The following is a 22,813-nucleotide window of genomic DNA, read 5'->3' as shown; positions in this document are numbered from 1 at the left end:
AAAACCCGCTCCCCTATCCGCAAAACAAAATTAATTTCCTGCAGTGACTTGTATTTCTCTCTTCAGTAATGATAATCACTATCGTTCGCACTTTACGTTTTTTTACCTAAGGTTTACCCTTCTTAAAATTCAAGAGGTTGGTGATGTTCGTTCCCTTTCTCATTATGCTGCGCGAAGGTCTGGAAGCAGCGCTCATCGTCAGCCTGATTGCCAGCTATCTCAAACGCACTCAGCGTACCCAATGGTTTCCCGCCATGTGGGCCGGCGTATTTATCGCTGCCGCGCTCTGCTTAGCGTTGGGCATCTTTATTAATGAAACTACCGGTGAGTTTCCTCAGAAACAGCAGGAGCTGTTCGAAGGCATTGTCGCGGTGATTGCCGTGGTGATCCTGACGTCGATGGTGTTCTGGATGCGCAAAGTTTCGCGCAATATCAAAGCCACGCTGGAAAAATCGGTCGATCAGGCGTTGCAGAAGCAGGGCAGCAGCGGCTTCCCGCTGGTGCTGATGGTGTTTCTGGCGGTAGCGCGTGAAGGGCTGGAATCGGTGTTCTTCCTGCTGGCCGCGTTCACGCAAGATGTGGGTTATGCGCCGCCGCTCGGCGCGGTGCTCGGCCTCGCAACCGCCGTGGCGCTGGGCTTTTTGCTCTATTACGGCGGCATTCGCCTGAACCTGGCGCACTTTTTCCGCTGGACCAGTTTGTTCATTCTGTTTGTCGCAGCGGGTTTGTCCGCCGGCGCCATTCGCGCCTTCCATGAGGCCGGTTTGTGGAATCACTTCCAGGATGTGGCGTTTGATATGAGCAACACGCTCTCAACGCACTCGGTGTTCGGCACGCTTTTGGAAGGGATTTTAGGTTACCAGGAAACGCCAAGCGTCAGCGAAGTGGCGGTGTGGCTTGCCTATCTCACCCCGGCGCTGCTGCTGTTTTTCTTCCCGGCCCGGCCTGCAGTCAACGCGGCACGTACCACACGCTGAAATTTAATCAGGCGCGATTGCGCGCCTGTTCTTCCATGTAACAGGGATATCACTATGACGATTCGCTTCCGCCGCAAGGCGCTGTTGGTTGCTATGCTGGCGCTTTCCGGTGCGGCTACTGCTGCCGTCCCGCAAGTCACGCTCACCGTGACGGACAAACAATGTGAGCCGATGTCGCTCAACGTGCAGGCCGGTAAAACCCAGTTCATCATCAAAAACAACAGCCAGAAAGCGCTGGAGTGGGAGATCCTGAAAGGGGTGATGGTGGTGGAAGAGCGTGAGAACATCGCGCCGGGCTTCAGCCAGAAACTCACCGCCAATCTGGAAGCGGGCGAATATGACATGACCTGCGGCCTGCTCAGCAACCCGAAAGGCAAGCTGGTGGTGAGCGGCGATGCGAAGAAAGCGGCAAACGGTAAACCGGATGTGCTGGAGCTGGTTGGCCCGATCGCCGACTACAAAGTCTACGTGATGAATGAAGTGAAAGAGCTGGTAGCGGGCACCAAAGCGTTTACCGATGCGGTGAAAGCCGGCGACATTGAGAAAGCCAAAGCGCTATTCGCACCTACGCGCGTGCATTACGAGCGTATTGAACCTATTGCTGAGCTGTTCTCCGATCTGGATGGCAGCATTGATGCGCGTGAAGATGACTTCGAGAAGAAAAATGAAGATCCGAAATTCACCGGTTTCCACCGTCTGGAAAAAATCCTGTTCGCCGATAACACCACCAAAGGTGCCGAAGCGTTCGCCACCAGGCTAAATCAGGACGTGCTGGATCTGCAAACCCGCATCAGCGAACTGGCGTTCCCACCGGCGAAAGTGGTTGGCGGCGCGGCCGGTCTGATTGAAGAAGTGGCCTCCAGCAAGATCTCTGGTGAAGAGGATCGTTACAGCCGTACCGATCTCTCCGACTTCCAGGCCAACATCGATGGCGCGCAGAAAATCGTTGATCTGCTGCGTCCGCTGCTGCAGAAAAACAACCCGCAGCTGCTGGCGAAAGTGGATGCTAACTTCAGGAAAGTCGACGGCATTCTCAGCAAATATCGCACCAAAGATGGCTTTGAATCGTACGAAAAACTGACCACCTCTGACCGTAACGCGCTGAAAGGCCCGATTACCACGCTGGCGGAAGATCTCTCACTGCTGCGTGGAACCTTGGGTCTCGACTGATCATGAGTGATAAAAATGACGCGGCGCAGCCGTCGCGTCGTCGATTATTGCAGGGATTAGGCATGTTGGGTGGCGCAGCCGCCCTCGGCGGCGGTTGTCCGTTCCATACCGCAGCCGCCGATAGCTTCTCTCCCGGCACGGTTGCACCCAACTCGCGCCAACAGGCGCAACCTTTTTACGGCGCCCATCAGGCCGGTATCGTCACGCCGCAGCAGGCATCCATGATGCTGGTGGCGTTTGAGGTGCTGGCGAGCGACAAAGCCGAGCTTGAACGTCTGTTCCGCTTGCTAACCGATCGCTTCGCTTTTCTCACGCAAGGTGGACCGGCGCCGGCGGTCACCAATCCGCAGCTGCCGCCAATGGATTCGGGGATTCTCGGTGCCGATATCGCGCCCGACAATCTCACCATGACGTTATCGGTTGGCACCTCGCTGTTTGATGAGCGCTTCGGCTTAAGCAAACACAAGCCTGCGCAGCTGCAAACCATGACGCGTTTTCCCAACGATTCGCTGGATGCGGAACAGTGCCATGGCGACCTGCTGCTCCAGATTTGCGCCAACACCCAGGATACGGTGATTCACGCGCTGCGCGACATCATTAAATGCACACCCGATCTGCTGGCGGTGCGCTGGCGTCGCGACGGTTTTATTGCCGACCACGCGGCGCGCAGCAACGGCAAAGAAACGCCGATCAACCTGCTGGGTTTCAAAGATGGTACCGCTAATCCCGATACGCATAATCCGGCATTGATGGATCAACTCTTGTGGGTCACGCACGAACAGCAGGAACCGGCGTGGACGCACGGCGGCAGCTATCAGGCGGTGCGTATCATCCGTTTTCACGTAGAAATGTGGGACCGTACGCCGCTCGGCGAGCAGCAAACCATCTTCGGTCGTGAGAAGTTATCAGGCGCGCCGCTGGGTATGAAAAACGAGCATGACGTACCGGATTACAGCCAAGATCCGGATGGTGATTTTATCGCGCTGGATGCGCATATTCGTCTCGCCAATCCACGCACGCCGGAAACCGACAGCAGCTTGATGCTGCGGCGCGGTTACAGCTATTCCAGCGGTATTACCGGATCGGGCCAGCTGGATATGGGGTTATTGTTTGTTTGCTACCAGCATGATTTAACCAAGGGCTTTATTACCGTACAGCAGCGTCTCAATGGCGAAGCGCTGGAAGAATATATTCGCCCGATTGGCGGCGGATACTTTTTCGCGCTGCCGGGCGTGGCGGATAAAAACCATTATCTCGGGCAACCTTTATTGCAGGCCTGATTAATAAATGTGCAGCGCCTGCGATGGTCACCTCTTCGCAGGCGCATTTGTTAAGTATTCCTTAAACTTTCCGCTGGAAGTAATCACTTCCGAATGTTCTTAAAAAGTTATGTTACCCGTTAATAAATCATCTATATGATAAATATGAGAAATTTAATTTAAGGTAAAAGACCTTAGGCTTCGCTTATCTTTTTTTCTTTACTGCTACGTAAAAATAATGTTGCAAACCACCGCAAATATGATGCACTTTATTCATAAGCGTTGTCAGTTGTGTGGCTAAGCCACTGGAGTTCGCGCATGATTCGTCTCTCTTTGGGACAGTTAAATAGTTTCACCACACGCAGTCCACTGCGGGGGATTTCTTCCCTCCAACGCAACCTCGCTATTTTTCAAACATCGTTCTTGTTCAATCTCATTTTCTTTACCGGTGCGCGCCTGCGTCTCGGCGCTGATGCACACCATTCTCACTGGCTCGACACGGCTTACAAGGAAGCCAACTAAACCTCTAAAGCGTTCAAGTCATCGCCGCGGGTGATCCGCCGCGATAAATGAAACCAACTGTAAGGTGCCACTATGGGAAGACAGAAAGCAGTGATCAAAGCACGTCGTGAAGCAAGACGCGTTATTCGTAGCGACTCTCGCAGTCACCGTCAGCGTGAAGAAGAATCGGTCACTTCGCTGGTGCAAATGGGTGGGTTGGATTCGATTGGTATGGCACGTGATGCACGTGACCGCGGGCCGATTGAAGCCAGAAATGAAGCTCAGGCACACTATCTCCATGCCATAGAAACGAAACAGCTTATTTTCGCCACCGGTGAAGCCGGCTGCGGAAAAACCTGGATTAGCGCAGCCAAAGCGGCTGAGGCCCTGATCAATAAGGATATCGAAAGGATTATCGTAACGCGCCCGGTGCTGCAGGCGGATGAAGATCTCGGTTTCCTCCCCGGAGATATTTCCGAGAAATTCGCGCCTTATTTCCGACCGGTCTATGACGTTCTGGTTAAACGTCTCGGCGCTTCCTTTATGCAATACTGCCTGCGGCCCGAAATTGCCAAGGTAGAGATCGCGCCCTTCGCCTACATGCGTGGACGTACCTTTGAAAATGCGGTGGTGATCCTTGATGAGGCACAAAACGTCACCGCCGCACAGATGAAGATGTTCCTGACTCGCCTGGGGGAAAACGTGACGGTTATCGTCAACGGCGATATTACCCAGTGCGACCTGCCATCCCACGCCAGGTCTGGCCTTGCCGATGCGTTAGCGCGCTTCGAAGAGGATGAGATGATCGGCGTGGTGCGTTTCGGCAAAGAGGATTGCGTCCGTTCAGCGCTGTGCCAACGCACGCTGCACGCTTACAGTTAACCGTTTGATTGAGAATGTAGCTTAAGTAAAACCCGGCGCGCGCCGGGTTTTTTTATTGTGTCCCCCCTCGGCTCGACACCATCCCCCTGCGGTAACAATTAGCGCCATTGTATTATTGATACCTGTAAAAGTATTTTTGGTGATAAATGGCACTTCCGGTCAAAAATAATTTTAAGAACAATCCTAGTCACTTTATCAGGGTTCATCAGGGGCTTAACTCAAATCATAAGAAATTTCCTATATAAATCAGACCGCAAAGATCATCTCGCTTTATTGCCTTCCTAAAATTCCAGCTATATATTCGCGCGGTAACACACAGGGAAGGTGTGCCTACGCGTGCTTTCCGCGCCATTTTTACAAGGAGTAAACATGAGCAACTCTTACCAGAATGAAATCCCTAAAGCCCGTATCAACCTCAAGCTAGACCTGCACACCGGTGGAGCGGCGAAGAAAACCGAGCTCCCTCTCAAATTGCTGGTGACCGGCGATTTCAGTAACGGCGCGGAAGACCGCCCGCTGTCTGAACGCGAAAAAATCAACGTCAACAAAAATAACTTCAACAGCGTGCTGGCCGATATCGCGCCAGCGGTGTCATTTGCCGTGCCAAACACCCTGGCCGGCGACGGCAGCGAAGAGAACGTGGCGCTTAACTTCCGCGACATGAAGGACTTCGAACCGGAGCAGGTTGCCCGCCAAATCCCTCAGCTGCGCGCCATGCTGGCGATGCGCAATCTGCTGCGCGACCTCAAATCCAACCTGCTGGATAACGTCACCTTCCGCAAAGAGCTGGAAGCCATCCTGAAAGATCCGGCACTCAGCGATGAACTGCGCAGCGAGCTGTCTGCGTTAGCCACCGATCAAGCCTGATCATCCCCGTAACGGACTATAGAGAGAGAATGCTGATGTCAGTTCAGAATGAAACTCATGCCAATGGTGCAACCACCGTGCTGGATCGCCCGGCTGCGGGCGGCGTCTACGCTTCGCTGTTTGAAAAAATCAACCTCAACCCGGTGTCAGAGCTGAGTGATCTCAACGTCTGGCAGGACAATCAGGCGATGTCTGATGCCACCGCCGACGAGCGCGTCACCGCCGCGATGCAGGTGTTCCTGACGCGTCTGAAAATCAGCGGTGCGAAAGTAGAGAAGCTGGATAAAAATCTGCTGGATCACCACATCGCCGAGCTGGACCGCCAGATCAGCCGCCAGCTCGATGCGGTGATGCACCACGACGAATTCCAGAAGGTGGAGTCGGCGTGGCGCGGCCTGAAGTCGCTGGTGGATAAAACCGACTTCCGCCAGAACGTGAAAATCGAAGTGCTGGACGTGTCGAAAGACGACCTACGTCAGGACTTTGAAGACGCGCCGGAAATCATTCAAAGCGGTCTCTATCTGCAAACCTACGTCGCCGAATACGACACGCCGGGCGGCGAGCCGATTGGCGCGGTGATTTCTGCCTATGAGTTTGATGCCTCGGCGCAGGACGTGGCGCTGCTGCGCAACCTGTCGAAAGTGGCGGCCTCTGCGCACATGCCGTTTATCGGCTCGGTCGGCCCGCAGTTTTTCCTCAAAGAGTCGATGGAAGAAGTGGCGGCGATCAAAGACATCGGTAACTACTTTGACCGCGCCGAATACATCAAGTGGAAGTCGTTCCGCGACACCGACGACTCGCGCTACATCGGCCTGACCATGCCGCGCGTACTCGGTCGTCTGCCGTACGGCCCGGACACCGTGCCGGTGCGCAGCTTCAACTACATCGAAGAAGTGAAAGGTCCGGATCACGACAAATACCTGTGGACCAATGCCTCGTTCGCCTTCGCCGCCAACATGGTGCAGAGCTTTATAAGCAACGGCTGGTGTGTGCAAATTCGCGGCCCGCAGGCCGGTGGTGCGGTGCAGGATTTGCCGATCCATCTGTACGATTTGGGCACCGGCAACCAGGTGAAAATCCCGTCCGAAGTGATGATCCCGGAAACCCGCGAATTCGAGTTCGCCAACCTCGGCTTCATCCCGCTTTCGTACTACAAGAACCGCGATTACGCCTGCTTCTTCTCGGCCAACTCGACGCAGAAACCGGCGATCTACGACACCGCTGATGCCACCGCCAACAGCCGCATCAACGCGCGTCTGCCGTACATCTTCCTGCTGTCGCGCATCGCGCACTACCTGAAGCTTATTCAGCGCGAAAACATCGGTACCACCAAAGACCGCCGCCTGCTGGAGCTGGAGCTGAATACCTGGGTGCGCACGCTGGTGACCGAGATGACCGATCCGGGCGACGAGCTGCAGTCTTCACATCCGCTGCGCGATGCGAAAGTGCTGGTGGAAGATATCGAGGACAACCCGGGCTTCTTCCACGTTAAGCTGTTCGCCATCCCGCACTTCCAGGTGGAAGGCATGGACGTGAACCTGTCGCTGGTGTCGCAGATGCCGAAAGCTAAAGCGTAAGGCGGAACTCAGGGATGAAAATTTATCGTCCACTGTGGAACGAGGGGGCATTGCTGTCCCCTCAGCAGTTCCAGCAGCAGTCTGCATGGGAAGCGTTTACCAATGCTGGCCTTGCTGCGCTGACATCGCCATTTCCATGGGGCGTTGAGCAGGTTGAATTCGATGAAACGCAGCTGGCATCAGGTCGCGCAGTGGTACAAATGCTGCGCCTCTGGCTGCCGGACGGCACGTTAATCGATACCCGTCAAAGTGATGTTGCACCCGCGCCGCGTGACCTGCGTTCAGATGCGATTTCAGGCAAAGACAGCATCACGCTGTTGCTGGCGCTACCGCTGATGCAGGCGGGCGGCGGCAACGTCTGCGAAACCGAGGCGACGCCGGAGCGTCCGCAGCGTTATCGCCAGGAATGGGTCAACGTTCAGGATGCTTTCGGGCCGGAAGAAGAGTCAATTGCCGTGGCGCGCTTTAATCTTGCGCTGCGCTATCAGCATGAGAACAACGATGCCTGGGAAACCTGCCCGCTGTGCCGTCTAATCAGCGACGGGCAGGGCGGCTGGCGCATTGATCCGGCGTTTATTCCGCCGCTGGCACTGTTCTCTTCCAGTCATGCGCTACGTGAACGTCTGGTGCTACTGAATCGCCAGTTACGTTCACGTCGCCAGCGTTTGATGGCGATGCGTCGTGAGAGCAACGAACGTCTGGCCGATTTTGCCGTGGCCGACGTTTCGCTGTTCTGGCTGCTTAACGCGCTGAATTCTCACGCACGTGTGCTTTCCGAGTTTGAACGGTTCCCGGCGCGCCACCCAGAACAAGTGTGGGCTGAGCTGGCACGTCTTGCTGGCAGCATCATGACGTTCTCACTGGATCACGATGTTGACGCTATTCCAGGTTATCAGCATGAAGATCCGGCACAGAGCTTCCCGCCGCTGTTTGACCTGATTGCCGGTCTGCTGGAAGCCAGCCTGCCGTCGCGCGTGATTGCGCTGGATATGTCGCGCCCGGATGGACAGACGTGGAAAGCCTTGCTGCATGACATGCGCCTGCGTGAGGACGCCGATTTCTATCTGTCGGTGCGTTCAGATGTGCCAGCCTGGCAGATTGCCGAACGCTTCCCGACGCTGTGCAAAGCCGGGTCGCCAGATAACGTCAACGCCATTTCCAGTATTGCGCTGGACGGCATTCCACTCATCGCCGTCAACCGCGTTCCTGCGGCGCTGCCGGTGCGTCTGGAAAACCAGTACTTCGCGTTGGATATGGAGTGCGCCGCCTCACGTGAAATGCTCGATCAGGGTGTCTGCCTGTTCTACATCCCGGCGCTGCTGGGTGAACTGGAACTTGAACTCTTCGCGGTGCTGCGCTCATGAAAAATGACATTGATATCGACGAACTGATGGCAGAAACCTGGCTGACGGTAGCGATGCTGAAGCATGCGGCTGTCATTCCGGATGGCAAAGCGCTGTATCGCAATTGTCTGACGCAGGTGGAAAAAGTGCGTGAAACACTGAAAGCCGCCAACGTCGACGAGGAAAGCATCGGCCATATCAGTTACGCGCAGTGTGCATTGCTGGATGAGGTGGTGCTGAGCCGCAAACCGGGTGAAACCGGCAACAATGATGACACCGCCGGTGCACAGCGTGAATGGCGCGCGGTTCCGCTACAGGCGCACTTCTTTGGCTCGCTGCGTGCCGGTGAAGCCTTGTGGGATCGCATTGCGGAAGTATTGCGTCAGCCCACGCCGTTGATGGCCGTGCTCACCTGCTATCACCGCGTGCTGTCGCTGGGCTTCCAGGGCATGTTCGGCGCGGCAAACGTCAATCCGAAACAGCGTGAAGAAGCGCTGGTTGCACTGAACGAACGCGTACAGCCGCTGGATCCCGCTGTTTCACTGGTGGTGCACAAGCGCAGGTTGCGTCATTACAGCCTGTTCCGTTCAGCCTGGTTTTGGGCAGGGATCGCTCTGGCTGCCACGCTGCTGGCGTGGTGGGGTGGACATCTGTGGTTACAGGCGCTGCTGGCGTCACAGCTGCCGGAGCTGCGTTCCTGATGCGCCGCTCTTTCACCTTATCCGTGCTGGCACCGACGGCGCTGTGCGTCATCGCGCTGCTATGGCTGCTGTGGTGTTTTATCGCGCTGACGCTGCCGGTGAAATGGCTGATTTCCCTGGTAATGGTGCTGGCAACCGCTGCCGTGCTGTGGCCGCTGCACAAACGCTACGCCAGCGCCTCCGCATCCAGTTCAACGCTTTTGGCTGCTGCTGCTGAAGGGCCGATTGTGCTGGTGTATGGCAACGGGCGGGACGATTTTTTTGCCGATGAAAAGGTTAAAGTCACCGCGCAGGGCAGTTTGCATCGGGCTGAAAAGATTGAGGACTTGCGCAGTACCGTTGAGCAAATCTGGGATCACTCGCCGTCGCAGGCGGGCCGCATGTCGGTGACGTTCAGCTGTATTGCCGACGAGGAGCTGGATGAAGGTGAGTTGCGCGCCCAGCTGAAAGCACTGCGCCAGCAACTGCGCGCCGTGACCGAATTGACCGGGCTGGTTCTGCCGGTAACGCTGCAATGCCAGTTTTCCGGGCCCGCTACGCCATGGATTCTGGTGCGTGACGATGAAGCCACGCTGACGGATGCTGATGGCAATCAGCTGGCGTTAGACGACTGGCAGCGTCAGGGCAACAATATCCTCTGCATCCCGATTATCCGTCACGCTTGGCGTTTTCTGGGTGAAACACTGCTCGACGAACTGCAAAAAACCGATCGGCTCAGTCCGGCGGTATCGCCTGTGGCGGTTTCCCTGCGCTGCGGCAGTGCCGTAGGTGCTGGAAGTTCGCTCTGGCAAGAGTACCTGCAACGCCATGCGGTAATGATGTTTACGCCTGAAACGCCTGCATCACAACCCGCTACAACCTTTGCCGATCCTCTGTTCGCCGTACTGACGCCTCTGATCGTGCAGGTTCAGGGCGGCAGAACCGCGCGTCGCGTGATGCTGGTACTGCTGTTTTGTGCGCTGGTGGCGCTGGCCTGTTCAACTAATAACAATCGCAAGCTGATTGAGCAGACTGGCTATGCATTGCAACGCTGGCACGCTATTCCGATGGACAGCTATGCCGCTAAAGCTTCTTCACTTGCCTCATTGCAGCAGCAGGCGCTGTTATTGGAGCGCTGGCATCGTCAGGGCGAGCCACTGCGCTATGGCCTCGGTCTTTATCCCGGCGCGCGACTGTGGCTGGCACTGCAACAGGCCATCGACAGTTATGTTCCGCAACCGGCACCCAAGCCCAAGCCTGTACCGAAAATCATACGTCTCGACAGCATGTCGCTGTTCGACTCCGGCAAATTTGCACTGAAAGAGGGTTCAACCCGTTTCCTGGTGAATTCGCTGGTGGGCATTAAAGCGCGTCCGGGTTGGTTGATCGTGGTCAGTGGGCATACCGATAACACCGGCAATCCACCGCTGAACCAGACGCTGTCGCTAAAGCGTGCGGAAGCGGTGCGTGACTGGATGCGTGATACCGGTGACGTGCCGGAAAGTTGTTTTGCAGTACAGGGTTATGGCGAGAGCCGCCCGATTGAGAGTAACGACACGGCGGAAGGGCGTGCGCTCAATCGTCGCGTCGAAATCAGTCTGGTACCGCAGGCTGATGCCTGCAACGTGCCGGACACAACCTTGCCGTCATCACAGGATGATGACGGTTCTGAAAACTGAAAGGAGAAATCCCAATGGCAATTCCTGTTTATCTCTGGCTGAAGGACGACGGCGGCGCGGACATCAAGGGTTCTGTTGATGTGAAGGATCGCGAAGGCAGCATCGAAGTGGTGGCGCAGCAACACAACCTCTACATCCCGACCGACAACAACACGGGCAAACTGACCGGCACGCGCATTCACACGCCGTTCCTGTTCACTAAAGAGATCGATTCTTCCAGCCCGTACCTCTACAAAGCGGTCACTACGGGTCAGACGCTGAAATCTGCCGAATTCAAATGGTATCGCATCAATGACGCCGGTCAGGAAGTCGAGTACTTCAACACCAAACTGGAGAACGTGAAGGTGGTGAAGGTCAATCCAATCATGCACGACGTTAAAGATCCGTCCAAAGAGAAGCACAACCATCTGGAGCAGATTGAGCTGCGCTACGAAAAAATCACCTGGACCTACAAAGACGGCAACATCATTCACTCGGATTCGTGGAACGAACGCGCCACAGCCTGATTACGCGTCATATTTCGCGCCGCAGGTGCGTTGGCTGCGCTCGCGCACCCCGGTCACTTACTTATGTAAGCTCCCGGGGCTGCACTCGCTTGCCGCCTTCCTGCGACACGAACTATTTAGCGTAATCCCTCCGCCGGGCTGTTTTTTGCAGCCTGGCAGATGATTTATGAATTCATCTCTTCAGGGTGAAACCACAAGTCATTTCCACCTCAGACCTGCTGACCTTATGCGCTTCGGTACACGGCGACGGGCGGTAGCGTGCCCCCAATCAGGAGAATTTTCTATGGACAGTCAGTCAGCCGCGCTTCTGCGTCGCCTCAATCCGTTCTGTGCGCAGGCGCTGGAAGCCGCTGCGTCGCTGTGCCAGACCCGTGCGCACGCTGAAATCCAGCCGGAACACTGGCTCCTCAAGTTGCTGGAGCAGGGCGAGGGCGACATCACGGTAATTGCGCGTCGCTACGAGTGGGATATGGATGCCATCTGGCAGGACCTGCTGGTGTTTCTTGACCGCCAGCCGCGCGCGGTGCGTGGGCGGCCGCAGCTTTCAGCTTCTCTTGAAGCGCTGCTGAAGCAGGCGTGGCTGATGGCCTCCGCATCTGACAACAATCCGCAAATCCGTAGTATCCATCTGCTGATGGCGCTGGCCGAACAGCCGTCGCTGGTGCGCTGCGAAGGTCTCTGGCCGCTGCTGAGCCTTCGCATGAGCCAGCTTGAGCGTTTACAGCCGATGCTGGAAGCGCAGTCCGACGAGCGTGCGGAAGCGGAGCAGCCGGAGATGCCGGTCAGTACTATCGAGCAACCAACCGCCGCAGGTGAGACCAAAGTCCCATCAACCGAAGCCCTTACGCGTTTTACCCGCGACGTCACCGCTGACGCGCGCAGCGGCAAAATCGACCCGGTATTTGGCCGCGACAACGAAATCCGTCAGATGGTGGATATCCTGTCGCGCCGCCGTAAGAACAACCCGATTCTGGTTGGCGAGCCGGGCGTCGGTAAAACCGCGCTGGTCGAAGGGCTGGCGCTGCGCATTGCCGAGGGCAACGTGCCGGACAGCATGAAGCCGGTGAGCGTGCACACGCTTGACCTCGGCATGCTGCAGGCGGGCGCGGGCGTAAAAGGCGAGTTCGAGCAGCGCCTGAAGAACATCATCACCGAGGTACAAAACGCGCCGAACCCGGTGCTGCTGTTTATCGACGAGGCGCACACCATTATCGGCGCGGGCAACGCAGCGGGCGGCGCGGACGCGGCCAACCTGCTGAAACCGGCGCTGGCGCGCGGCGAACTGCGCACCATCGCGGCCACCACGTGGAGCGAGTACAAACAGTATTTTGAGAAGGACGCCGCGCTGGAGCGCCGCTTCCAGATGGTGAAAGTGGACGAGCCGGACGACGACACCGCGTGCCTGATGCTGCGCGGACTCAAGTCGTGCTACGCCGACCATCACGGCGTACACATCACCGACGCGGCGGTGCGCGCCGCCGTCACGCTATCGCGCCGCTACCTTACAGGCCGCCAGCTGCCTGACAAGGCGGTTGACCTGCTCGACACCGCCGCCGCGCGCGTGCGTATGAGCCAGGACACCACGCCGGAGGCGATAACCCGCTTAAGAGCGAAGCTTGATGCGCTGAACATTGAGCAGCGCGCCATCCTTGACGATGAAGCGCTCGGCGGCGCCATCCCGCAGGAGCGGCTGGCAGAAATCGTCAGCCTGATTGCGGTAACCGATGAAGAGCTGGAGGCGCTGGAGCAGCGCTACGGCATCGTGCAGTCGCTGATGCAAGAGTTGCTGGAAGGCCGCAAAGACGCCAGCCAGCGCAGCGCCATCGCACAGCTCCAGACCGACCTTGACGCGCTGCAGCCCGGCGAGCCGTTGCTTACCGCCGACGTTGACGCGCGCATCGTAGCGGGCGTGATTGCCGACTGGACCGGCGTGCCGCTCTCCTCATTAATGAAGGACGAGCAGGCCGAACTGCTGGCGCTGGAAAACCAGCTTGCCACCCGCGTGGTCGGGCAGGATGCGGCGCTCAGCGCCATCGCCCAGCGCCTGCGCGCCTCGAAAACCGGACTGACTTCCGAAAACGGCCCGCAGGGCGTGTTCCTGCTGGTCGGCACCAGCGGCACCGGCAAAACCGAAACCTCGCTGGCGCTGGCGGATTTGCTGTACGGCGGCGAGAAATCATTAATCACCATCAACCTCAGCGAATATCAGGAAGCGCACACGGTTTCCCAGCTCAAAGGCTCGCCGCCGGGCTACGTCGGCTACGGCCAGGGCGGCATCCTAACCGAAGCGGTGCGCAAGCGTCCGTACAGCGTGGTGCTGCTCGACGAGGTGGAAAAGGCGCACCGCGACGTCATCAATTTGTTCTACCAGGTGTTTGACCGTGGCTTTATGCGCGACGGAGAAGGGCGCGAAATCGACTTCCGCAACACGGTAATTCTGATGACATCGAACCTTGGCAGCGACCAATTAATGCAACTGCTGGAGGAAATGCCAGATGCCGCCGAATCCGACCTTCAGGAGTGCCTGCGCCCGATCCTGCGCGATCACTTCCAGCCCGCGCTGCTGGCGCGCTTCCAGACGGTGATTTACCGCCCGCTGGCGCGCGACGCGATGCGCATCATCGTGGAGATGAAGCTCAGCCAGGTCAGCAAACGTCTGCAGCGTCATTACGACATCCGCACCACTATCGGCGATGGTTTGTATGAAATGCTCACCGACGCCTGTCTGCTTCCCGACACCGGCGCGCGCAACGTCGACAGCCTGCTGAATCAGCAAATTCTGCCGGTGCTGAGCCAGCAAATCCTCAGTCATCGTGCGGCGGGCAATCATCCACAGCACCTGACCATGGACTGCACGGAAGAAGAGGGCATCGTGCTGGCGTTTGATGAGGTGAACCATGAGTGATGAGGTCATTTCCCTGGTTAAAAAGGCGGCGCAGACGCTGGGCCATTCGCGCTACCTGATGCAGGTGCACGGCTGCGACGAGACGCTGGACGTGCTGAGATTTCAGGCCGAAGAGGCGCTGAGCGAAACGTGGCGCTATGACGTCATCGTGACCTGCGAAAACGCGGATATTGCCTGCGAGTCGCTGCTGATGAAGCCGGCTTCGTTCACTTTCCAGGTGCCGATGTTCACTTGCGTGCCCGCCACGCCGGTACGCACAGTGTTTGGCGTGGTGCAGACGTTTCGCCGCATCTCCTCGTCGAAGGATGAATCCCGCTACGCGCTGACGCTGGTGCCGCGCCTGGCGATGCTCGGTCACACTCATCGCAGCGAAATCTACCTCAATCAGTCGGTACCGGAAGTGGTGGAGCAGGTGTTGCGCTCGCACGGCTTCGAAGGCCCGGACTTTGAATTCGGCCTGTCGCGTGAGTATCCGCAGCGCGAACTTATCACTCAGTGGCGCGAAACCGACCTGGCGTTCATCCAGCGGTTGCTGGCCGAAGTGGGGATTTTCTGGCGCTTCGACATGGACGCGCGCCTTGAGCAGGACGTGGTGATATTCCACGACTCCCAGCAGCACTATCAGTTCGGCACCTCGCTGCCGCTGCGCCCGGCTTCGGGCCTGAGCAACACCGGCCAGGAGTGCATTCTTGATATTCACACCGGTCACAACGTGGTGACCGGCAGCGTCAGCACCCGCGACTACAACTACCGCGAGGCGCTGGTGCCGCAGGATAGTACACAAAGCATCAGCAGCGCCGAAGGCATCACCACCGGCGAAGCGTACCGCTACGCCGAGCCGTTTCTGTCGGAAGGTGACGCCGGCAGCTTGGAGTCAGGCGCGTTCTTCGCCCGCCTGCATCATGAGCGACTGCTTTGCGACCAGCTGCAGGCCAGCGGCACCACCAACCGCGCGCAGCTGACGCCGGGTCAGGTGCTGGAGAGCCACAGCGCGCTGCCGGACGGACTGCAGGACGGCGTGCTGATTACCCGCGTGCGCAGCCACGGCTCGCGCAGCAGCAGCTTCATGCTGGCGTTTGACGGTATGGCGTACAGCGAAACCGTCTGCTGGCGTCCGGCGCCGCTGCGCCGTCCGGTGATTGCCGGCACGCTGCCCGCGCGCGTGGAAAGCATCGAAAAGAACGACACCTACGCGTGGCTGGACAGCAGCGGGCGCTACCGCGTGAGGCTGGACTTTGACCGCAGCGACCGCGAGGCGGGCTACGGCTACCTGCTGGTGCGCATGGCAAAACCTTACGCGGGCGCGGACTACGGCTGGCACGCGCCGCTGCTGGACGGTACCGAAGTGTCGATAGCCTTCGACGGCGGCGACCCGGACCGTCCTTACATCGCCCACGCGCAGCACGACTCCGAACATCCCGACCACGTTACGCGCAACAACCACAGCCGCAACGTGCTGCGCACGCCCGCGAACAACAAGCTGCGCATGGAAGACCTGCGCCAGCAGGAGCACATCAAGCTGGCGACCGAGTACGGCAAAAGCCAGCTTAACATGGGGCATCTGGTGGACGCGCAGCGCAAACAGCGCGGCACCGGCTTTGAGCTGCGCACCGATGAATTTGGCGCAGTGCGCGCCGCGCGCGGCCTGTTCCTGAGCTCACACGGCCAGCAGCAGGCGCAGGGCGAGGTGCTGGAGATGTCGGCGGCGGTCGGTCAGATATCGAATGCCAACAACCAGATGGCGGCGCTGAGCAACGCTGCCGAAACCGCCGGGGCGCTGACCGGCGACATTAACGCGCAGGCGAACCTGCTGTCGGACCGGCTGAAGAATCTGCAGTCCGCCGCGCTGCTGGCGAGCGCGCCGCTCGGCGTGGCGCTGACCTCGGGCGAGCATCTGCAGCTGACCAGCAGCCAGAACACCCTGCTGAATGCCGGTCACAACCTTGACGCCGGCGCGATGAAAAACCTTTCGCTGGCCGCCGAAAAGGCGCTCGGCCTGTTCGCCCACACCGGCGCGATGACGATGATTGCCAATCAGGGCGAGGTGCTGATGCAGGCACAGCACAATGCGATGACGTTCAACGCCGCACAGCAAATCACGGTAACCAGCACGGAAGATGAAATCGTCATCAGCACGCCAAAAACGCTGACGCTGAACGGCGGCGGCTCGTATCTGAAGCTGAGCGGCGAAGGCGTCGAGCACGGCTCGCAGGGGCCGATGATTATGAACGTGGCGCAGTATCTGATACCGGCGAGCGGGGCGGATTTGCCTTATGATGCACCGGGTTTTCGTTTAAGTGAGATTGAAATATTAAACGAAATTACCAGCAAACCTTTCAATGAGTAATTGCCAGGCACTATAAAATTATCATCAACAATTTTTATCTGAAGTTAGGGGTGAATAAAGCTAACATGGAGCTTCGAGCATGAAGGGAATAACAAAGAGCTTGGTCGTTATTTTTGTATTGATGGGTTTTACTGTTAATGCAGCAGATAATGATTATATTAACGGCCAAACAAAAATAGAACCAATAATTTCATGTGATTTTTACTCGGAAAAAGTAAAATGTTTTTATGAAAAATACTTGGTTAGTGAAGGTGTTGATGCATTACTTAAAAAGTATATATCTAAAGATTTGCTACGAAGCATAAATTATTCTTCCAGTTGTAATTATGATTCTGATGATGTTAGTCCTTTGAATAATAAAGAAAAGATGTGCTCAGAAAAACGAGAGTGCAAAACGAAGGGGGGTGATGTCTCTTGTAATTGGAATGGAATATGGATTGAAACAGATGTTGATTACTTTACTAAGAGCCAAGATTTTTATCCTTCATGGTCAAAGCATGTTTCAGTTTCCCTTGTTGAAAAGTATGAAGATAGTGAGAGTTACAAAGTTTCATTAGGGATGAAGCCAGATCCGATAATGCAATTAAGAGTAATCGTTAGTTTAGTTGATGGCAACTGGAAAATAAGAAAAGTGACGGAATACTAGAGGCTAAACTATGTGGAATACTCAATCATCTGTTAATTTTATCAATGAAAAAGCTGAATCAAAAAGTCTTGGTAAATGTGCGGCATATGTAAGAAGGGCAATTGAGGCAGGTGGGGTAACTATTCGCATCCCTGCGCCAAGGTTCGGAAGTTCTGCTTCAGCCTGTGATTATGGCCCATCTCTTGAGGCCGTCGGCTTTAAGCCTATATTTGTTTATTCGGGTATAGGACCGATTGACACTGGAACCGTGGTAGGGCAGGTGGCCGGTGATGTTGTCGTTATTCAACCAATACAGGGGCATCCACATGGTCATATTGCATTGTTTAATGGAGTGAATTGGGTATCGGACTTTATTCAACTCAGGGGATTTTATCCTGGTCAGCAGTATAGGAATATAAAGCCAGCATTTAAATTGTATAGGTTCGAACGAAAAAATGAACAACTCCAGAACGTTGAGGAAAATAATAACAAACTCATAAAAATATGCTTTCCGGTATCTCAAAAAAGCGGAAGTGAATTCAGAAGTATCGAAGATATAACATCACATCTGGACAATGAATCAACAGGGAAGTACATGATCGGCCGCAATGGCATGTGGCATGGGGGCATCCATATTACAAATGCTACAACACCTTGGTGTGCACTAACTGGAAAAGCAGCCTCAGAGAAAATTGATTTTCCAATACCATATACAGGAGAGCAATTTGTTCGATGTATGGCAGATGGTGAAATTGTTGCTTATAGGATGTGCCATGATTATTTAGGCATTCCGTGGCAAGGAATGCCGCTAAGTTTCTCAGGATCATTTGTACTGGTGCGGCATTACATACAACTCGGAGAAACAAAAAAAAGTGGGTTGAAATTTTACACTCTATATATGCATTTGGCTCCTTATAGTGCTTATCAGAGTTCGGGAAAAAAGAATTTATGGAAGTCTACAGACCGACTATCGCTATATCGACCTGAATGGGTATTAACGGCTAGTACCAATAATCAACAGTATAGCCAAAGTTTTAGAGACGGAACATTGCCAAAAGGTTCATTAGTCGAATGGGATTCCTTGGATTCCAATTTACATACAATGGCCTATAAAAACAGGGAGTATGGCCTTGTTACTATTAAATCTGTAGCTGGGGATGCGAGTAAAGAAAGCAAATTAAAATTAGTTGGATGCCAGTATTGGATGCTAGTTGATAACAATAACATTGTTCCTTCTGATACAGAGGTTCCACGTCCTGTATGGTGGCGAAAACTATCTGCTCCCTCTAAACAGATGATGAAATTCGATGAGGTTATAACTCTGAACGAACCTCTTAGCATTAAAGCTGGGGATCCGATTGGTCATTTAGGTTACTTCCAAGCAGCAAAAGAAGGAGGCTATGACTCTCGTTATCAAGTGCATATTGAATGCATTAGCACGGATGGCAACTTGGAAAGCTTTCTAACGAATCCGGAGAAAGTAGGTATAGATTCACCGCATTATCTGAAATATTATAAGGGTGTTGAATTATTTAATCTGAATGATTCAGATGGAACTTTTACGAGTAATGGAAGAGTAACAACGTCAACAGCTATATCCAGTCTGATTAAATTTAAATCTAAAGTTGATAAAGTAACTAAAAAGAAGTTCTGGTTTGATAATTCAACTGGTGGATATATTTATGAAGATTCAAAAGGGGTTAAATTATTATCCCAGTATGATCTTAGTGAACTTGGATTCAAAACTTATGTTGAGAATCCATCAAGTTTTGATCATCTTGATGGTAAAAATCAGCCTAGGGGATTTGTTCGAGGTGTATTTGAGTCCCTATTCGAAATATCTAAAAATGATAATCGAAAAAATCATGAACTTGTATCGCATAATTATAATAGACTGTTGATTAAAATTGATAGTGGCAATGGTAGGTATTCTCCACAGGAATACTTGAATGCTATTCATAATCCATTTTATAAAGATGTCATTGAAAAAACCATAGTCAAGCACCCAAGTGACTGGTATCACAAAAAAGATGATACTATTTGGCAATCTTTTATTACTCCTTTGAAAAAAAATGCTCCTGATTGGGCTAAGTATAGCGAAAATTTTTTGGATAAGATGTCATGGATGCAGGATTTGACTGATGTTAAACTAGGGCCTTCTTTATGGCATATGCATCCAGTAATGTTTTTACACGCATTACAACAAAGGGAGAAGCTTATATGGGTCAGGAGAGTTGAAGAGCTATTCGGAAGAGATGTAGCTAACGAATTTAAGTCAAAAGTAATTGAAGTTGGCAAAGATTTATCAATAGATCCTAACTACATTATGGCTTGTATGGCATTAGAAACAGGAGAGAAGTTCAATACTTCTACCAAAAATCCTAATTCAACAGCTACAGGATTAATTCAGTTCATGTCTGCAACTGCGAAAGACTTAGGAACCACTACAACTAGGTTAGCTGCCATGACTCATGTTGAACAAATGGATTATGTAAAAAAATATTTTGAAACTCAGGCTAGTAATTTTAATTACCCCACTAATAAATGGTCTCTTGGTGATGTGTATTTATCAATTTTCACACCTTCAGCTATGTTGCTTAAAGATTCGGATGTGGTTTACGCGGAAGGTCAAAGTGCATATAAAGTAAATCTCTTTCATGACCGAAATAAAGATGGGGAAATAACAAAGAAAGAGATTGTGAAAAATATTGAGGTTTTTTATAAGAAAGGTTTTATGTATGAGGGGTAATGTTATGTTTTTAAATTTATTTATGATTATGTCATTCTCAACTATTCTGTTTTGTTTAAATAGTAATGTTGCATTTGCTGATGATTTTCCGCAAATTGCGAGTTTTGCAGATAATAACACTTGTAGTATTAAGGTTGGAAGTGATGTCATTGATAATTTTGACTGCTACGGTTCGCGCAAACCATTGCTCATATCTTATTCTTATTTATATGATTCTGATGTTGAATTTTTTGTTTACATAGAACAACCGTTAGGTAATGCATGTGACGGCGGACCACTGCACGTAATTATAAATGATAATGAAGCTGGTTATAAACCAATCGGCAAAATAGATTTTTGTGGTGGTAAATATCCAACCATAAGCAGTGGGCCTTCCAGCTTTACTATAAGAATTCCACAAGTTGATTCGGCTAAAGATAATAAAATGGGGGATGTGGATATTTGGTCTTATAGAGATAAACACCTGCTGAAAATCAATTGATATGAAGGCTTTTTATTTTTTTTATCTGTCTTTGATTTCTATTGTTTAGACTTCAGTATGATTCATGCAGGGATGTGCTAAATAGGAAAATTTTTAACATTCACAAAAAACCCAGCATGGTGGAATTAATTTTCTTTTACACGATGATAATGGATGTTAATTGATGTGAAGTGGCTTGCGTACTTCTGGGATGTCATCTTTCTATTTTAGTCTGATTTTTTTCATCCTTATAAAAATAAAGATTTGAATGTCATTTATAATTTTTCGAACGCTCACCAAGTTGAAGATATAGTGAACGCTTGATGTTTTATTTCCAAAAAATATCCCCGTGAATTTAGCGTAAGTCCTACTCTTTTATGTGATTTAGGCTCTTTAGTTGGAATGATCTTTCTCTGTAATAAAAGAAACTAGTCTGTTGTTGATTTTAAATATGACAAGAATAGGGGGTATTGACCATGGGGAACGAAAAGCTCGAAATTAATAGTTGCCATGGTTATGAATGTGACCATGTTTACTCTTCTAATTCGAATGAGCATAGTTATTATTCGTATGGTTATAAAGTTACCGATACTTGTTCTAATGAGGTATATGAATAATGTTAAGGTCGTTATTATTGCTGTTGATGTTGTTTACTGCTTCATTCCAATCTTTAGCTGAGAATAAACAGTCATCTTCTTATGAAAATATTATAGGTAAATATACTTATACCCAACAAGGAGATGAGCTAATCGATGGTAAAAATGCTTCAATAACATGGGTTCTAAACTTCTTGCCAGAGGGGGAAGTAAAAGTTTCTATTACGTCATGGCATGCTCCATTTACTTGCGATGGTTTGTACCAAACTGAGAAAGATAATAATGAGATTAAATTAACTTGGCTCTCTGGGGAAGGCTCTGAAATGGAGTGTGATACACAGCCACCACAATTCATCGCAAAGCAAAATACAGGCACCATCCTTTTAATAAAAAGCTCATTATTCCCTTGGGATGATGAAAAATGGTTCGCATTAAATAAAATTAATTGATCGATTTAGTTGGTTATAACTCTGAATTATTAATCGTAAGGCTTTTCTATTCAAGTAATATCACACATAAGGAAATATATATGAAAATGCAGCATGCATGTAGCGCACTAGTTTTAACCGTTGTATCATTAAATGCCCATGCCGGATTCTTTAGTTCATCTGATGATTTTAAATGCGGCAGGGAAGATGCTCTTCAAGCTGTACAAAAAAGCATTAAAGAAAGCGCGAGTGAAATTTTGCAGTCAAAGTATATCTCATCAGGACGTACAAGTTTCTACAATAAACCTGTAGAAGAATATCAGAAAGAGATTGATGGCCTTCAAATCAGTTTCAGCAACACCAGCACATCAGATCAAAAATCCAGTTCATTCGTAAACTGCACATCCACTATCTCAGTTAAAGTCCCTGCTGCCTCTCTAAATCTTTCGCAAGAATTGCCTCAGCAATTTTCTTTGCTTAAAGTTGGCGGCGCTTCTTTACTAAATGGTGCATTGGTCTGGAAAAACTATTCATATCAAGTAAAGTTGGCAGATAATAAAAAAGATGTCATTGTGGGTGATATGAATAGAATGCCTGAGGCTGTTTATAATACGGCATGGCTATCAGTAAATCATGATAATATCTTATCTGATGATCTAAAGAATAAACTTAATAATATGCGGTACTCATATGCTGATATCGATCGTGAACTAAATGATCTATGGAAATCCCTACCTGTATCTCTGCGTACATCTATGAAGGCTTCTCAACAGGAGTGGGTTAAGCTCAAAGCGCAAAAATGTGGAAGTTTGAGTGAAGCTCAATCCGAACAAGGCGATTTGAAAGCGAAAATTGCTACTTATTCATGCCAAATTGGTATGACGGAAGAGCGCATTAATTTCCTCGGTGGCGATCGCGGGTAATTAATATCAACTGGATAGCATATTTTAAAAGGCTATCCAGTTTTAATTTGTAGCTTAATTAAAAGATAAATTAATATGCTCCCATTTATCCGCAAAGGCGATAAAACCACGCACGGCGGTCAGGTTCTGACCGGCTCTGAAACCATGCTGGTTGGCGGTATCGGCGTTGCCCGCAAAGGTGACCAGGTTTCCTGCCCAAAAGAGGGGCACGGCCCGACCACCATCATTGAAGGCCATCCTGATTATCTTGATCACGATATTCCTGTCGCTTTCCACGGCCACAAATGCGCTTGCGGCTGCACGCTGATCAGTTCGTTTGCAGCGGCTAAGGTAGGCTAA

The 22,813-nt window shown here is 52.1% G+C and carries 19 protein-coding genes; all 19 read left to right on the top strand.

Going from position 1 to position 22,813, the window contains the following annotated elements; translation table 11 throughout:
* Positions 1-143: 143 nt before the first annotated feature.
* The 19 genes from efeU (at position 144) to K5Y33_RS07340 (ending at position 22,813) form a co-directional block, all read left to right on the top strand.
* The gene (gene efeU, locus K5Y33_RS07430; protein WP_222233608.1) at positions 144-977 is read left to right on the top strand and encodes an iron uptake transporter permease EfeU; all 834 of its coding nucleotides are present in this window, start codon (positions 144-146) and stop codon (positions 975-977) included.
* 54 nt (positions 978-1,031) lie between these two features.
* Complete coding sequence (gene efeO / locus K5Y33_RS07425; protein WP_222233607.1) at positions 1,032-2,147, top strand: iron uptake system protein EfeO; 1,116 nt, start codon at positions 1,032-1,034, stop codon at positions 2,145-2,147.
* Between the two features lie 2 nt (positions 2,148-2,149).
* Positions 2,150-3,427, top strand: a complete 1,278-nt coding sequence (gene efeB, locus K5Y33_RS07420) for an iron uptake transporter deferrochelatase/peroxidase subunit (protein ID WP_222233606.1) — start codon at positions 2,150-2,152, stop codon at positions 3,425-3,427.
* A gap of 297 nt (positions 3,428-3,724) precedes the next feature.
* Positions 3,725-3,928, top strand: a complete 204-nt coding sequence (locus tag K5Y33_RS07415) for a hypothetical protein (RefSeq protein ID WP_192233561.1) — start codon at positions 3,725-3,727, stop codon at positions 3,926-3,928.
* A gap of 72 nt (positions 3,929-4,000) precedes the next feature.
* A complete protein-coding gene (gene phoH, locus K5Y33_RS07410) occupies positions 4,001-4,789 on the top strand; it encodes a phosphate starvation-inducible protein PhoH (protein ID WP_101764056.1) in 789 nt (262 codons plus the stop codon).
* Positions 4,790-5,158: 369 nt separating this feature from the next.
* Positions 5,159-5,656: a type VI secretion system contractile sheath small subunit gene (gene tssB, locus K5Y33_RS07405; RefSeq protein WP_154157404.1), complete on the top strand. Its 498-nt coding sequence runs from the start codon at positions 5,159-5,161 to the stop codon at positions 5,654-5,656.
* 29 nt (positions 5,657-5,685) lie between these two features.
* Positions 5,686-7,233 (top strand): type VI secretion system contractile sheath large subunit, encoded by a 1,548-nt coding sequence (tssC, locus tag K5Y33_RS07400; RefSeq protein WP_222233605.1) that lies wholly within the window; start codon positions 5,686-5,688, stop codon positions 7,231-7,233.
* A 14-nt stretch (positions 7,234-7,247) separates the two neighbouring features.
* Positions 7,248-8,597: a type VI secretion system baseplate subunit TssK gene (tssK, locus tag K5Y33_RS07395; protein ID WP_222233604.1), complete on the top strand. Its 1,350-nt coding sequence runs from the start codon at positions 7,248-7,250 to the stop codon at positions 8,595-8,597.
* Positions 8,594-9,277 carry a type VI secretion system protein TssL, short form gene (tssL, locus tag K5Y33_RS07390; RefSeq protein WP_210081906.1) on the top strand — a complete coding sequence of 228 codons (684 nt, stop codon included), beginning with the start codon at positions 8,594-8,596 and terminating at the stop codon, positions 9,275-9,277. The genes tssK and tssL overlap by 4 nt, the downstream gene beginning before the upstream one ends.
* Positions 9,277-10,935 carry an OmpA family protein gene (locus tag K5Y33_RS07385; RefSeq protein ID WP_222233603.1) on the top strand — a complete coding sequence of 553 codons (1,659 nt, stop codon included), beginning with the start codon at positions 9,277-9,279 and terminating at the stop codon, positions 10,933-10,935. Before tssL ends, K5Y33_RS07385 begins: the two co-directional genes overlap by 1 nt.
* A gap of 14 nt (positions 10,936-10,949) precedes the next feature.
* Positions 10,950-11,441, top strand: a complete 492-nt coding sequence (hcp, locus tag K5Y33_RS07380; protein WP_222233602.1) for a type VI secretion system effector Hcp — start codon at positions 10,950-10,952, stop codon at positions 11,439-11,441.
* A 283-nt stretch (positions 11,442-11,724) separates the two neighbouring features.
* Positions 11,725-14,346, top strand: coding sequence for a type VI secretion system ATPase TssH (tssH, locus tag K5Y33_RS07375; protein WP_222233601.1), 2,622 nt, complete (start codon positions 11,725-11,727; stop codon positions 14,344-14,346).
* Positions 14,339-16,693 carry a type VI secretion system Vgr family protein gene (locus tag K5Y33_RS07370; protein WP_222233600.1) on the top strand — a complete coding sequence of 785 codons (2,355 nt, stop codon included), beginning with the start codon at positions 14,339-14,341 and terminating at the stop codon, positions 16,691-16,693. The genes tssH and K5Y33_RS07370 overlap by 8 nt, the downstream gene beginning before the upstream one ends.
* A gap of 79 nt (positions 16,694-16,772) precedes the next feature.
* Complete coding sequence (locus K5Y33_RS07365) at positions 16,773-17,339, top strand: DUF3828 domain-containing protein (protein ID WP_222233599.1); 567 nt, start codon at positions 16,773-16,775, stop codon at positions 17,337-17,339.
* Positions 17,340-17,349: 10 nt separating this feature from the next.
* Positions 17,350-20,067: a lytic transglycosylase domain-containing protein gene (locus tag K5Y33_RS07360; RefSeq protein ID WP_222233598.1), complete on the top strand. Its 2,718-nt coding sequence runs from the start codon at positions 17,350-17,352 to the stop codon at positions 20,065-20,067.
* A 4-nt stretch (positions 20,068-20,071) separates the two neighbouring features.
* A complete protein-coding gene (locus K5Y33_RS07355) occupies positions 20,072-20,548 on the top strand; it encodes a hypothetical protein (protein WP_222233597.1) in 477 nt (158 codons plus the stop codon).
* A gap of 595 nt (positions 20,549-21,143) precedes the next feature.
* The gene (locus K5Y33_RS07350; RefSeq protein ID WP_222233596.1) at positions 21,144-21,572 is read left to right on the top strand and encodes a hypothetical protein; all 429 of its coding nucleotides are present in this window, start codon (positions 21,144-21,146) and stop codon (positions 21,570-21,572) included.
* A gap of 80 nt (positions 21,573-21,652) precedes the next feature.
* Entirely contained in the window at positions 21,653-22,474 is an 822-nt protein-coding gene (locus K5Y33_RS07345) for a lysozyme inhibitor LprI family protein (protein WP_222233595.1), read from the top strand.
* A 75-nt stretch (positions 22,475-22,549) separates the two neighbouring features.
* A complete protein-coding gene (locus K5Y33_RS07340; protein ID WP_222233594.1) occupies positions 22,550-22,813 on the top strand; it encodes a PAAR domain-containing protein in 264 nt (87 codons plus the stop codon).

Source organism: Pantoea sp. DY-17 (genome assembly GCF_019795975.1).
GTDB classification, from domain to species: domain Bacteria; phylum Pseudomonadota; class Gammaproteobacteria; order Enterobacterales; family Enterobacteriaceae; genus Pantoea; species Pantoea leporis.
This window is presented reverse-complemented; position numbering and strand designations above follow the sequence as displayed.